The following is a 14,011-nucleotide window of genomic DNA, read 5'->3' as shown; positions in this document are numbered from 1 at the left end:
CGGAAGCCCGCCTCCGGGTGGACCGGAGACGGGCTTCCTGGTGGTGCGGTGGTGGTGTCAGTTCACTGCGCCGACGGAGACCGCGCCGCGGCCGACGACCGCGCCTTCCGTGGTCACCACGGCCAGCTCACCGTAGAGCGCCCGGCCCGCGGGCGGGGCGGACTGGGCGGTCACCGAGCCCGAGAGGCTGCCGGTGGCGCCGTTGTTCAGGGTGAGCGTGCCGCCCGACGCGGAGAGGGTGCCGAGCGACGGGGACGAGAACGAGTCCCGGTAGTCGTACGCGGTGCTGCCACCGGCGCCGTCCACCGCGTACGCGTCCACGACGACCCGGTAGGTGCCCGCGACCGGGTTGGTCAGGGTCACCGCCTCCTCCGAGTCACCGTCGGCCTGCTGCCCGACCAGGGTGGTGCCCCGGTAGATGAACAGGTCCAGGTCGGCACTGGCGTTCGACGGGTTGCCGATGCGGGCGGTGAAGCTGGTGGCGCCCGCCGGCACCTCGACGGTGAACTCCTGCTGGGCCAGCTCGACGATGGTCGGCCGCTCCGTGTGCACGCTGGACAGCGGGCCACCCTGGCCGGTCACCGAGACCGGGCCGAAGGCGTTCTTCAGCGACCAGGTCACCGGGGTCGGGACACCGGCGGTGACCGCCGGCAGCTCGACCACGGCCGGCTCGACCGTGATGCCCTGCACCCGTGCCTGGAGCTGGTACGGGTTGTTCAGCGCTGGCGAGGTCCGCCGCGACTCCACCTCGATCTCCCAGACACCCGGCAGCGGGTTCTGGTAGTCACGCTCGAACGCGTTGCAGACGACCGTGCTGGCGAAGTTGGTGTAGCAGGCCAGGCTGGAGGTGCTCTCCACCGGGACGCCGTACGGGTTGATGGCGATGAAGCGGGTCTGTGACCCGGTGGCGATGCCGGAGAGGTTCACCTGCAGCGCACCGGCACCCGGCGGCACCGTCACGAAGTACGAGGTGGTGTTGTTGCGATCCACCGTGCCCCGTGCCGAGTAGGCGAAGGCGGGCTTGCTCACGTCGTTCGAGGCCACCACGACTGCGGAGAACTCGAAGTCGATCGTGTTGGTGCTCGGGTCGTCGACCGTGACGATCGTGCCGTGCGCCCCGGCGGTCTTCGGCTTGGCGGTCACCGTGATGGTGACGGTCTTGTTCAGCGGCAGCGTGACGTTCTTCGGCGCCTTGAACGTGCCGTTGTTGCCGTGCAGGCCGATGTTGTGCCGCACGTTGCCGGTCGGGCCGCTGGTCCGGGTCAGCTTGACCTGGTACGACTTCGACTGGTTGATCCTGTGACCGCCGTCGGCTGCGGCACACCGGTTGTAGACACCGGTGCCGCGGTTGGGCGTGGCGAGCTGGTTGGAAAGCACCGTGCAGACCGGGGCCTCGGAGGTGTAGTCGTTCGGCTCGCTGCTCTTGCGCAGCAGCTTCCAGGCACCCGGCACATTGAACATGCCGTAGCCCTGCCCGAAGGTCGGGGTGTCCGCGATCGGCTTGGCCGAGCTGTAGATCGCCCGACGCAGCGCGGCGGGCGTCACGCCCTTGTCGGTGGCCTTGGCGGCCGAGAGCAGCAGCGCGGCACCACCGGCGGCCTGCGGGGAGGCCATCGACGTACCGTTGAACATGCCGTAGCCCGGCGGGAGGGTGTAGCCGGCCTCGGGCACCGGGCTGCCGGCCTGCCAGACCGGGGTGGCGGAGATGGCCGAACCCGGCGCGGCGATGTTCGGCTTGGCGCCGCCGTCCTCACGCGGGCCGCGCGAGGAGAAGTTGAACAACGCGTTCTTCTTCTTCACCACCGAGCCGTAGTTGGCCAGCCAGGTGTCCTTGCTGATGCTGGCCGCCACGCTGACCACGTTGCTCGACGCCGACGGGTCGCCGATGGTGTTCACACCCGGGCCGGAGTTGCCGGCCGAGATGAACATCTGGACACCGTAGGTGGTGATCAGGTTGTTGTAGAGGGTGGCGCGGGCGTTGTTGCCGTCGTTGAGCGCCGGCAGGCCACCGATCGACATGTTGATCACGTCGACGCCGCGGTTGATCACCAGGTCGGCCATGCCGGTGGTGAGCGCGGCGTACGTGCAGCCGCCGCCCCAGGAGCAGGCGCGCGAGGAAACGATCTTGGCGCCGGGGGCGGCGCCGTTGAAGGCGCTGTTGCCCAGCATGCTGTTCGCGGCGGTGATGCCGGCGACGTGCGTGCCGTGCGCGCCCTCGATGATGCCGATGTTGACGTAGTCGACCAGGCCGGGGCCGCCGAGCGGGGTGGTGTCGACGTTCTTGCGGTACTCGACCACGAACGACATCCGCTCGGTGACCGGAGTCGCCGGATCGTCGGTGCCGAAGTACCCGACGTCGAACTTCTCCTTGTACGGCCGCATCAGGGCCTCGTCGGTGAAGTCGCCGTCCTGGTCGGTGTCCACCCAGACGTTGTTGGTCGCCGGGTCGAAGAGGATGCCGAACTGGTCGGTGGTGTCGCCGTCGCGGTTGACGTCACCGGCCGGCTCGCTGTTGGCGGTGATGCTCTCGCTGAACAGGTTGAACCGGTACGTGCCGGCCGGTGCGGTCCAGGTGCGACCGGCGACGGTGAACGTCGGCCCGGTGACCTGGGTGATCATCGGCCGCCAGGTGGGGTCCTCGAACGGGTCGGTGGCGGTCACCGAGTCGACGATCTTGCGTTCGCCGGTGGTGGTCACCTGTAGCGCCGGGTGCTCCAGGTCCACACCGGTGTCCATGATGCCGATGGTGACGCCGCGCCCGTCCCACGTGGGGTTCTGCTTGACGAACTTGACCGCACCGATCTCGCCGGACGGCATGTAGGGGTTGTCGGCGGGCGTCCCAGCGCCGGGGCCGCTGAGCGTCGCGCCCTGTCTGGCGGCCTTCTTGGCGCCCTGGACGACCTCCGGCTTCGGGTCGGGCAACTGGATCGTCTCGTCCAGGTCGACCTCGGCGACGCCGGGCAGCATGGCGGCCTTGACCGCCTTGCCGGTCGGCACCTTCGCCAGCACGTAGCCGATGGTGTCGTAGCGCTCGGTGACCGCAGCACCGAGGTCCTTGAGGTCGTCCGCGACGTCCTTCGCCTTGCCCTTGTCGGTGGCGACGATCATCGTGACGGTGGGGGCCTTCTTCGCCTCCGCCTCGGAGAGCAGCTTGGCGTCGTGGTCGCCGAGCACCTCGGCGGGGGTGGCCTGCGCGGTGTCGGATCCGGCAGGGGCGGCGCTCGCGGTGGCGGTACCGCCCACCACGGTCACGGCGCCGGCCGCCATGACCGAGGCGAAGAGCGCGGCGGAGGTACGCCGGCTCAGGATTCGGGGTTTACTCACGTTCTCTTTCCTCCAGAGAACTCAGGCGCCCTCAGATGCAGGGCACGCGTGAGGCGAATCCTTCGTGGTGCCGACCATCGATGTCACTACCGGCAGGTACGTTGTGACCATCTCGTGATACGCGAGACGCGCAATGTCACATCGAAGGTGGTAAGAGTCTGATTAGTCCGGTCGAGATCGACCGTCTGTTGTGGGACCATCGCCGATCAGTTCCGGCGCCTGCGGTTGCCGGGGCGCCAGTTCCACCTGATGCGGCACTGCCAGCTCCTGGTCGGAAACGCCCAGTTCGGCCAGCTTGCGCGCGCTGACCAGCACCCGCGCCTCCAGCGAACCCACCGCCCGGTTGTACGCGGTCACCGCGCCGCCCAGCGACGCGCCGAGCTTGCCGACGTGGTCGCCGAGTGTGGACAGCCGACCGTACAGCTCCCGGGCCAGCGTGTGGACCGCCAGGGCGTTGCGGGCGAGCTGCTCCTGCCGCCACGACCAGGCCACCGTACGCAGCAGCGCGACCAGGGTGGCCGGCGTGGCCAGCACGACGTTGCGGGTGAACGCGTGCTCCAGCAGCGTGGGATCGCGCTGCAACGCCATGTCCAGGAACGGGTCGGCAGGTACGAAGAGGACCACGAATTCCGGGGTGGACTCGAAGGCCGCCCAGTACGACTTGGCCGCCAGCGCGTCCACATGTGCCCGCAGGTGCTTGGCGTGCAGGTCGAGATGGGTGTCCCGCCCCCGCTCGTCGCGCGCCTCCATCGCGGTCAGGTACGCGTCGAACGGCACCTTCGCGTCCACCACCACACTCCGGCCACCGTGCAGCCGGACCACCATGTCGGGACGGACCGTCTGGTGGTCGGTGGCGGCGGTGACCTGCTCGGAGAAGTCGCAGTGCTCCAGCATCCCGGCAGCCTCCACGATCCGCCGCAACTGGTGCTCGCCCCACCGGCCGCGTACCTGCGGAGCGCGCAGCGCCGCCACCAACTGCTTGGTCTCGGTACGCAGCTCACCGGAGACCGTGCTCATCGACCGCACCTGTTCGCGCAGCTCCGCGTACGCGTCGACGCGGTCCCGCTCCAACTCGGCCACCCGCTGCTCGTAGCGGCGCAACGTGTCGTGCAGCGGTGCCACCGCCCGGGCCACCGCCTCCTGGGACTGGGCCGTCGCCTCGTAGCTCAACGCCCGCATCGACTGCTCCAGCCGCCCCTCGCCCTCACGGGTGGCGCGCAGGGTGGCGTCCAGCCGGGCGATCTCGGTCGCCGAACGGGCCCGCGCGGCGAACCAGCCCACCGCACCGCCGGCACCGAGACAGACGACGACAACGGCCAGGGTCGAAAGCTCCATCCTGACGAGCTTGCCAAAGATGAGCGCTTCGCGCCTCGACCGGTACCGCGTGCCGCGTTCGACCTCGTCACGAGGTGGGTCGCTGGCAGCTGGCGGGTACGTTGGAGTGGTGGAATTTCTGCTGGTCGTACTCCTTGTCGCAGGTCTCGTCGGCGCGTTCGTCTGGTGGCAGCGGGAGCGCGCCGCGCGGGACGCCCGGAACCTCGCCGATGTCCAAGCCGACGCCCGACGCTGGTACGAACGCCTCGGTGGGCAGGTGATGACGCTCAGTGGCGACGATCCGGCGGTCCGCCAGTCGCTGGCCGACGCGGCCGAGCGCTATCACGCGGCCGGCTCGCAGTTGGAGCAGGCCCGGAGCATCACGCAGTACCGGCTGGCCCGGGAGACCGCGGTGGAGGGACTGACCTACGTCCGGGCGGCCCGGACGGCGCTCGGCATCGACCCCGGGCCACCGCTGCCGCCGCTGGCAGCCGCGAGCGGTGCCGGCGAGCTGACGGTGCCGCGCCAGGTCCAGGTGCAGGGCCAGACGTTCAAGGCCGGCCCGCAGCCGGGCGGCGACACGCCGTACTACTACCCGGGCGGGCGGATGCAGGGCCGGCCGGTACCGGCCGGCTGGTACTCCACCCCCTGGTGGAAGACGGCGCTGGGAGCCGGGGTCGGCGTGCTCGGCGGCATGCTGATCGCCGACGCCCTCTTCTCGCCCTCGTTCGGCGACCCCGGCTACGACGCCGGTGCGGCGGCGGGCCTGGACGACCAGGGCGGCGACTTCGGTGGCGACGGCGGCGACGGCAGCGACGGTGGCGACTTCGGTGGTGGTGACTACGGCGGTGGTGATTTCGGCGGCGGCGACTTCGGTGGTGGTGATTTCGGCGGCGGCGACTTCGGTGGTGGTGATTTCGGCGGCGGCGACTTCTGACGTCGCGTTCTGACATCGCGGCAGCGCCCGCAGATGTGTCGTGGCAGCGCCCGCAGATGTTAGGAAGGGTCCCCTCCTATACACCAGGCGTTAGGAGGGGACCCTTCCTTTCAGCGCTTCCCAAACCTCGCGGCGGTCAGCCGGTGTTGCGCATCCCGGCGGCGATGCCGTTGACGGTGGTGAGCAGGGCGCGCTCCAGCACCGTACCGTCACCCGGGGCCCGTCGGCCGCCCGGCGCGGTGGCCACCGCCCGAATGGCGGCACCGGAGTCGCGGTACTGCTGCAACAGCGCCACCTGAAGGTGGTGCAGCGGTTCCAGGTAGGTGTCGCGGACCGCCAGGGTGCGTTGCAGCACGGGGGAGTTCTCCAGCAGGTCCGGCGAGTCGGTGACCGCCAGCACCTCCCGCCGGGTCAACTCGTACTCCTCCTCGATCTTGGTGAAGATCGGGTGCAGCTTCTTCGGCACGAGGGTCTCCACGTACCGGCGGGCGATGCCGAGGTCGGTCTTGGTCAGCATCATCTCGACGTTCGACAGGAACGTGCGGAAGAAGTGCCAGTTGCGGTGCATCTCGGACAGCACGTCGGCCAAGCCGGCCTCCCTGGCGGCGGCCAGACCTGACCCCACCCCGAACCAGCCGGGCACGATCTGCCGGGTCTGGGTCCAGCCGAACACCCACGGAATGGCCCGCAGCCCGCCCAGCCCGGCGCCGGTGTTCGGGCGCTTCGCCGGCCGGGAACCGATGTTCAACGCGCCGAGCAACTCGGTCGGGGTGGACGCCCAGAAGTACGCCGGCAGGTCCGGGTCCTCCACCAGCGACCGGTAGGACCGGAACGCCGACTCGGAGACCACGTCCATCGCCGCGTCCCAGCGCTCCAGCATCTCGGCGGGCTGCCGGGGCGCGGTGTGCAGCAGGGTCGCCTGGAGCACCGCGGCCACGGTCAGCTCCAGGTTCTCCCGCGCCAGCGCGGGCAGCGTGTACTTGTCGGAGATGACCTCACCCTGCTCGGTCACCTTGATCGCGCCGTCGAGCGTGCCGTACGGCTGGGCCAGGACGGCGTCGTGCGTCGGCCCACCGCCACGCCCCACCGTGCCGCCCCGCCCGTGGAACAGCCGCAGGTGTACCCCGTGCCGGGCCGCCACGTCCCGCAGCGCCCGCTGCGCCCGGTGGATGGACCACTGGCTGGTGGTGATGCCGGCCTCCTTGTTGGAGTCGGAGTAGCCCAGCATCACCTCCTGCACGTCACCCCGGGCGGCCACCAGCGCCCGGTACGCGGGCAGCGACAGCAGCTCGTCGAGCAACTCGCCGCCGGAGTTCAGCTCGGCCGGAGTCTCCAGCAGCGGCACGAACCCGATCCGCGCCCGGCCGCTGTGCACGTCGACCAGACCGGCCTCGCGGGCCAGCACCACGGCGGCGAGGACGTCGTCCACGCCGAGGGTCATCGAGATGATGTACGACTCGATCACCTCGGTGCCGAACCGGTCCTGCGCCTCGCGGATGGCACCGAACACGTCGAACGTCTTGCGTGCCGAGTCGGTCAACGGGGTGTCGGCGGTGGAGAGCGGCCGGCGTCCGGTCAACTCGTCGGCGAGCAGCTTGGTGCGCTCCAACCGGGTCAACGCCGGGTAGTCCTCGACTTCGCCGACCGCCCGATAGAGCTGGATCAGCACCTCGTGGTGCTTCTCGGCGTGCTCCCGGACGTCCATGGTCGCCAGGTGCAGGCCGAACGCGGAGACCGTGCGGATGGTCGAGGCGAGCCGGCCGACGGCGGTGAGCTGCCCGGAGTTGCGGGCCAGCGAGGCGCGCAGCAGCTCCAGGTCGGCGATCAGCTCGGCGGAACCCCGGTAGTCGCGGCCCGGCACGTGCGGGGTGCCCTGGCGCAGCCGGGCCCGCGTGTTGGCCAGCTTGGCGCGGACGCAGCGGGCCTTGAGACGGTACGGCTCCTCGGCGTTCACCCGGCGGAACCGGGGAGCCACCTCGGGCAGCGCGTCCAGGTCGGCGGCGAGGCTGGCGGAGAGGTCCAGCGACACGTTGCGCAGCCGACGGGAGACGGAGACCTCGTTGATCAGCTCCTCCATCGCCGCCTCGGTGGCGGTCAGCCCGTGCTCGTGCTGGATGGCCAACACCTCGCGGGTCACCGTCGGGGTGACGAAGGGGTTGCCGTCGCGGTCGCCGCCGATCCAGGTGCCGAAGGTCAGTGGCCGGGCGGTCGGCGAGGTCTCCACACCGAGGGTGCGCAGCGTCTCGGCGAGGTCGTCGAGCACCTGCGGGGCCGCCTCGGCGTACAGGTCGCGCAGGTAGTAGATGGCGTTGCGGGCCTCGTCGGTCGGGTCCGGCCGGTCCAGCCGCAGCTCGTCGGTCTGCCACATCAGGTCGAGCAGCTCGGCCAGCCGACGGTTGGCCGGGCCCTCGTCGCTGGCCCCGTAGAGGATCGCGTTGGCCGTCTCGGTGTCCAGTTCGTCGGCGATGGCGCGCAGCTTGGACAGGATCGAGCGGCGGGCCGCCTCGGTCGGGTGGGCGGTGAAGACGGGGCGTACCGCCAGCCGGCGGGCCACCGACGCGATCTCCTCGGCCGGTACGCCGCGCTCGGCGATCATTTTGGCCGCCTGGTCCAGCCAGCCGCCCTGCACCGCGCGGCGGCGTCGCAGGTCCCGCGCCCGATGCACCTGCTCGGTGATGTTGGCCAGGTGGAAATAGGTGGAGAAGGCGCGCGCCAGTTTCGTGCCGGTGGTCACGTCGAGCCCGCCCAACCGCCGGGCGGCGGCGGGGGCGTCGGTACGGACCTGGGCGCGGATCTCCTCGACGAGGTCGAGCAGGGGGCGGCCCTCCTGGCGGGCCAGGGTCTGCCCGAGCAGGGTGCCCAGCCGGCGGATGTCGGCGCGCAGGGCGGCGTCGGGGCCGTCGTGATCGTGCTGGTCGGTCACCGTGCGCTCCTTACGTGAGTACGAAGGACAGCGCTGTCCGACTCCCCCGATCGTATCCGCGCGCACCCGGGTGTAAGGAGGGGACCCTTGTTATCGCCTTTTGTATAGGAAGGGTCCCCTCCTTACACCCGGGGGTGGGGTGGGGAGTGTCCGCGCTGGTGGCGACGGGTGCAGACGCCGATTGCGGGGGTAAGCCCGCCCAGCTGCGGTGATCAAGGCCACGCTGCGGCGGGCGGTACCGTCGGCCCATGTCGTCGTTGCGCTACCCGCCGAAGCCACGCCCGGGAGCAGCGGGCCGCGGTGACCCGGGCGTTCGCCGAGTACGCCCCCGACGCGGTCGACCGCCGCATCTCGGTCCGCTACTGACGGTCCGAGCGCGGGGTGGCGGGCGGCCCGTCACCCCGTCGACGCTCAGGTGAGGTGGCAGCGGCCGGCGCTGTAGTGGGCGACGGCCGCCAGGATCTCCGCCTCGGGCTTGTCGGCGAAGTTTAGGGTGGCGACCAGTCCGGAGCCGTACAGCAGGTTCAACGGCGCGCTGTCGAACGCCGTGTAGCCACCGAGGTTCGGCATGGTCGCCGGGCTGTGCGGCTTGATCACCAGCATCTTCTCCAGGCTCCACCGGCGGCGGGAGATCAGCGCGACGGCCTCCCACGGCAGCCAGATCGCCTGACCCCGGGTGGGGCGGCTCCGGATCCAGAGCCCCTCGTAGCTCAGCGCGAGTACCGGTCCACCGGAGCCGATCAGCCAGAGCTGGAGGCCGACCGGCAGGGCGATCAGGGCGATCAGGCAACCCAGGATGATCACCAAGCCGAGGAAGTCGCTGGAGATCACCTCCACGGTCATCGGGCCCAGGAGGCCGAGGCCGACGCAGCAGATGATCGGGCCGAGGGCGGCCAGGAGGACCCCGCCGAGGAGCAGACCACGCTTGACGAGGTTGGGGCGTACGACGAAGGGCTGGTCCTCGGGGATGCGCTTGACGACGGGGGTCGGGGGTGGACCCGGCGGTTGACCGCCGTAGGGCGGCTGCGGCGGTTGACCGCCGTACGGCGGCTGGGGCGGGTATCCGGGGGGCGGGTAGGTCACGGTTCTCCGGTCTCAGTCGATACGGGCGTAGGCGCGGACGGGGAAGGTGCCCATGCCGGCGACCTTCGGCGGGGCGGCGGTGAATCGGAAGCCGTCGGGCGGGAGCTGATCGAGTCCGGTCAGGTGCTCCACGATCGGCACTCCGGCGGCCAGCAGGGTGCTGTGGGCGGGACGGGTACCGCCCGCCGCCGGGCTCATGTCGTCGATGTTGACGGAGTCGATGCCGACCAGGGCGACACCGGCGTCGACAAGTGCCTCGGCACCGGTGGGCAGGCGCACCACGAGCGCGGGCAGGTCGACCAGACGGTCCAGGCCGACGCCGGCCAGGTCGCTGCCGTCGGCGTACCGGTGCGCGGGCGTGTCCAGGTACGTCCCGGTGTTGGCGATCCGTACCTCGGCCACCATCAGCAGCCCGAGGTGCCGGACGAAGAGCGCCGCCAGGTCCTCGTCGGTGATGGTCTGGCCCGGAATGTCCAGCCGGAACCCTTCGGCACGCAGCCCGCCGCCGTTGGCAAAGGCGACGTCCGCGTCGAACTGCGCGCGAAATTCCCCGTTCATGCCGGGGAGCCGACCACAGCGGTGGACAGCCGTCAAGATCTCTCCGCTGGCCCGACCAGGCGGCCGGACCCGCGACCGCCGTGGACGGCGGTGGACCGTCGGGCCGGGGAGATAGTGTCGACCGGTGGAACCCCCCGTCCAGACGGACGCGGGGTGATCGTCGTGTCCTCACCCGCGGAAGTGATCATGACTGCGCTCACCGGACTGTTCGCCGCCGCCCTGGCCGACCCGGGGCTGGCCCGTGTGCGCGACCTGGCGCGCTCGGGTGCGGCTCAGGTCGACGGCCTCGACCTGACCGCGCCACCGGCGCTGCGCCCGTTCGCGGTCGCCGCCGTCGCCGCGGACCCCACCGACCAGGGGCGGGACACGGCGGCCGGCGGTGCCGGGCGGCCGGTGCTGGCGGTCACCGCCACCAGCCGCGAGGCGGAGGACCTGGTCGCGGCGCTGGGTGGGCTGCTGCCCGCCGAGCAGGTGGCGATCTTCCCGAGCTGGGAGACGCTGCCGCACGAGCGGCTCTCGCCGCGCTCGGACACCGTCGGCCGGCGGCTGGCCGTGCTGCGCCGGCTGGCCCACCCGGACTCGGCGGACGCGCACGGGCGCACCGGGCCGCTGCGGGTGGTCGTGGCACCGGTCCGATCGATGCTGCAACCGCAGCTCAAGGGGCTCGGCGACCTGGAGCCGGTGCGGCTGTCCGCCCGGGACGAGGCCGACCTGGAGCAGGTGGCGCGCCGGTTGACCGACATGGCGTACGCGCGGGTCGACCTGGTCACCAAACGGGGCGAGTTCGCGGTACGTGGCGGCATCCTGGACGTCTTCCCGCCCACCGACGAGCACCCGTCCCGGGTCGAGTTCTGGGGCGACGAGGTGGAGGAGATCCGTACCTTCGCCGTCGCCGACCAGCGCACCATCGACCAGGTGCCCCAACTCTGGGCGCCGCCCTGCCGGGAACTGCTGCTCACCCCGGCTGTGCGGGAACGGGCCGCCGCGCTGGCCGGGCAGCACCCGGAGCTGGCCGAGATCCTGGACAAGCTGGCCGGCGGCGTACCGGTGGAGGGCATGGAGTCCCTCGCCCCGGTGCTGATCGGCGACGACTCGATGGAACTGCTGCTGGACTGCATGCCCGAGGGCACCCACGTCCTGCTCTGTGACCCGGAGCGGATCCGCACCCGGGCGCACGACCTGGTGCGTACCTCGGAGGAGTTCCTCCAGGCGAGCTGGGCCGCCGCGGCCGTCGGCGGCCAGGCCCCGATCGACCTCGGCGCGGCCGCTTTCCGCACCCTGGCCGACGTCCGCGCGACCGCCGCCACCCAGCGCCGGCCCTGGTGGACGCTGTCCCCGTTCGGGCTGGCCGAGCCGGACGCTGCCCCCGACCGGCAGCCGTGGGAGGACGCGCCGGAGGCGGTCGACGTCACCCCCGACGACGCCATCGGGGTGAGCCTGAGCGCCCAGCCCGCGCCGCTCTATCACGGCGAGACCGACCGGGTGGTGGCCGACCTGACGCGCTGGACCGGAGAGGGCTGGTCGATCGCGCTGGTCTTCGAGGGGCACGGCCCCGCCCAGCGGGCCGTGGAGGTGCTCCGCGACGGTGGCCTGGGGGCCCGGATGACCGAGCGGGTCCCGGACGCGCCCGCGCCGGGCGACGTGCTGGTCACCTGCGGCAGCCTCACCGGCGGCTTCGTCGACGAGGCGGCCCGGTTCGTGCTGCTCACCGGCAGCGACGTCACCGGTGGCCGGGGCGTCTCCACCCGGGACATGCGCAAGATGCCGAGCCGGCGGCGCAACACCATCGACCCGCTGGAGCTGCGGGCCGGCGACCACGTGGTGCACGAGCAGCACGGCATCGGCCGGTACGTGGAGCTGGTGCAGCGTACGGTCAACGGCGCGTCCCGGGAGTACCTGGTCATCGAGTACGCCGCGAGCAAGCGCGGCCAGCCCGGCGACCGCCTCTTCGTCCCCACCGACCAGCTCGACCAGCTCAGCCGGTATGTCGGTGGTGAGCAGCCGACGCTGCACAAGATGGGCGGCTCGGACTGGCAGAAGTCCAAGGCGCGGGCCCGCAAGGCGGTCCGGGAGATCGCCGCCCAGCTGATCCAGCTCTACGCCGCCCGGAAGGCGTCCAAGGGGCACACCTTCGGCCCGGACACCCCGTGGCAGCGGGAACTGGAGGACGCCTTCCCCTGGCAGGAGACGCCCGACCAGCTCGCCGCCATCGAGGAGGTCAAGCGGGACATGGAGCAGAGCGTCCCGATGGATCGGCTGATCTGCGGCGACGTCGGCTACGGCAAGACCGAGATCGCGGTACGCGCGGCGTTCAAGGCGGTCCAGGACGGCAAGCAGGTGGCCGTGCTGGTGCCCACCACCCTGCTGGTGCAGCAGCACTACAACACGTTCGCCGAGCGGATGAGCCAGTTCCCGGTGACGATCCGGCAGCTCTCCCGCTTCCAGACGCCCAAGGAGGCCGAGCAGACGCTGGCGATGGTCGCCGACGGCACCGCCGACATCGTCATCGGCACCCACCGGCTGCTGGCGGCCGCCACCCGCTTCAAGTCCCTCGGGCTGGTCATCGTCGACGAGGAGCAGCGGTTCGGCGTCGAGCACAAGGAGCACCTCAAGTCGATGCGGGCCGCCGTCGACGTGCTGAGCATGTCGGCGACCCCGATCCCGCGCACCCTGGAGATGGCGATCACCGGCATCCGGGAGATGTCCACCATCGCCACCCCGCCGGAGGAGCGGCACCCGGTGCTCACCGCCGTCGGGGCGCAGGACGACCGGCAGGTGGCCGCCGCCATCCATCGCGAGCTGCTGCGCGACGGGCAGGTCTTCTATCTGCACAACCGGGTCGAGTCGATCGAGCGGGCGGCCCGGCGGCTGCGTGAGCTGGTGCCCGAGTCCCGGGTCGCGGTGGCGCACGGCCAGATGGGCGAGGACGCCCTGGAGAAGGTCATGGTCGGCTTCTGGGAGAAGGAGTTCGACGTCCTGGTCTGCACCACGATCGTGGAGTCCGGCATCGACATCCCGAACGCCAACACGCTGATCGTGGAGCGGGCCGACCTGCTCGGCCTGGCCCAGTTGCACCAGATCCGGGGCCGGGTGGGCCGGGGTCGGGAGCGGGCGTACGCGTACTTCCTCTATCCGCCGGAGAAGCCGCTCACCGAGCACGCGCACGAGCGGCTGGCCACCATCGCCCAGCACACCGAGTTGGGCGCCGGCATGTACGTGGCGATGAAGGACCTGGAGATCCGGGGCGCCGGCAACCTGCTCGGCGGCGAGCAGTCCGGGCACATCGAGGGCGTCGGGTTCGACCTCTACGTCCGGATGGTCGGCGAGGCGGTGCAGGCGTTCAAGGGCGAACGCCCCGAGGAGGAGACGGACGTCAAGATCGACCTTCCGGTGGACGCGCACCTGCCGCACGACTACGTCGGCGTGGAGCGGCTGCGCCTGGAGATGTACCGCAAGCTCGCCGAGGCGCGCGACGAGGAACGGTTGCGCGAGGTGGCGGCCGAGATGACCGACCGCTACGGTGAGCCGCCCGCGCCGGTGCAGAACCTGATCGCGGTGGCCCGGTTCCGGCTGCTGGCCCGGCGGTACGGGCTCACCGACGTCAGCATGCAGGGCAAGCACCTGCGCTTCGGGCCGCTGCCGCTGCCCGACTCGAAGCAGATGCGGCTCAAGCGCTACCACCCGGACTCGGTCTACAAGGCCGCGCTCGATCAGGTCAGCGTGCCCCGGCCGACGACCCGTCGGATCGGTGGCGAGCCGCTGCGCGACCAGGCGCTGCTGGAGTGGTGCGCGCAGTTGCTCTCCGACGTCCTCGGCACCCCTGCGGTGGCCGTGGGTGCTGGTGGCACCGGTGGGTAGGGGGCATGAGAGAG

The 14,011-nt window shown here is 71.3% G+C and carries 7 protein-coding genes; 2 read left to right on the top strand and 5 right to left on the bottom strand.

Annotation, left to right across the window (positions count from 1 at the left end):
- Positions 1-57: 57 nt before the first annotated feature.
- Positions 58-3,324, bottom strand: a complete 3,267-nt coding sequence (locus tag ID554_RS08450) for a S8 family serine peptidase (protein ID WP_117230394.1) — start codon at positions 3,322-3,324, stop codon at positions 58-60.
- 162 nt (positions 3,325-3,486) lie between these two features.
- Positions 3,487-4,659 carry a DNA recombination protein RmuC gene (locus tag ID554_RS08445; RefSeq protein WP_117230393.1) on the bottom strand — a complete coding sequence of 391 codons (1,173 nt, stop codon included), beginning with the start codon at positions 4,657-4,659 and terminating at the stop codon, positions 3,487-3,489.
- A 109-nt stretch (positions 4,660-4,768) separates the two neighbouring features.
- Between ID554_RS08445 and ID554_RS08440 the strand changes: the two genes are divergently transcribed.
- Positions 4,769-5,575 (top strand): hypothetical protein, encoded by an 807-nt coding sequence (locus ID554_RS08440; protein ID WP_117230426.1) that lies wholly within the window; start codon positions 4,769-4,771, stop codon positions 5,573-5,575.
- Positions 5,576-5,711: 136 nt separating this feature from the next.
- Here the strand turns inward: ID554_RS08440 and ppc are convergent, their stop codons facing one another.
- From ppc to ID554_RS08425, 3 genes are all read right to left on the bottom strand, one after another.
- A complete protein-coding gene (gene ppc / locus ID554_RS08435; protein WP_117230392.1) occupies positions 5,712-8,498 on the bottom strand; it encodes a phosphoenolpyruvate carboxylase in 2,787 nt (928 codons plus the stop codon).
- Positions 8,499-8,909: 411 nt separating this feature from the next.
- Complete coding sequence (locus ID554_RS08430) at positions 8,910-9,581, bottom strand: hypothetical protein (protein WP_117230391.1); 672 nt, start codon at positions 9,579-9,581, stop codon at positions 8,910-8,912.
- Positions 9,582-9,593: 12 nt separating this feature from the next.
- Positions 9,594-10,139 carry a cyclase family protein gene (locus ID554_RS08425; protein WP_117230390.1) on the bottom strand — a complete coding sequence of 182 codons (546 nt, stop codon included), beginning with the start codon at positions 10,137-10,139 and terminating at the stop codon, positions 9,594-9,596.
- A 186-nt stretch (positions 10,140-10,325) separates the two neighbouring features.
- Between ID554_RS08425 and mfd the strand changes: the two genes are divergently transcribed.
- Complete coding sequence (gene mfd, locus ID554_RS08420) at positions 10,326-13,997, top strand: transcription-repair coupling factor (RefSeq protein ID WP_117230425.1); 3,672 nt, start codon at positions 10,326-10,328, stop codon at positions 13,995-13,997.
- The last annotated feature ends 14 nt before the right edge of the window (positions 13,998-14,011 follow it).

Origin of the sequence: Micromonospora craniellae (genome assembly GCF_014764405.1) — a bacterium.
In the GTDB taxonomy this organism is placed as follows: domain Bacteria; phylum Actinomycetota; class Actinomycetes; order Mycobacteriales; family Micromonosporaceae; genus Micromonospora; species Micromonospora craniellae.
This window is presented reverse-complemented; position numbering and strand designations above follow the sequence as displayed.

What these genes read in the sequence shown, in the direction of transcription:
- ID554_RS08445 (WP_117230393.1), bottom strand. Translation starts at nt 4,659, where the DNA reads ATGGAGCTTTCGACCCTGGCCGTTGTCGTCGTCTGTCTCGGTGCCGGC.
- ID554_RS08425 (WP_117230390.1), bottom strand. Translation starts at nt 10,139, where the DNA reads ATGAACGGGGAATTTCGCGCGCAGTTCGACGCGGACGTCGCCTTTGCC.
- mfd (WP_117230425.1), top strand. Translation starts at nt 10,326, where the DNA reads ATGACTGCGCTCACCGGACTGTTCGCCGCCGCCCTGGCCGACCCGGGG.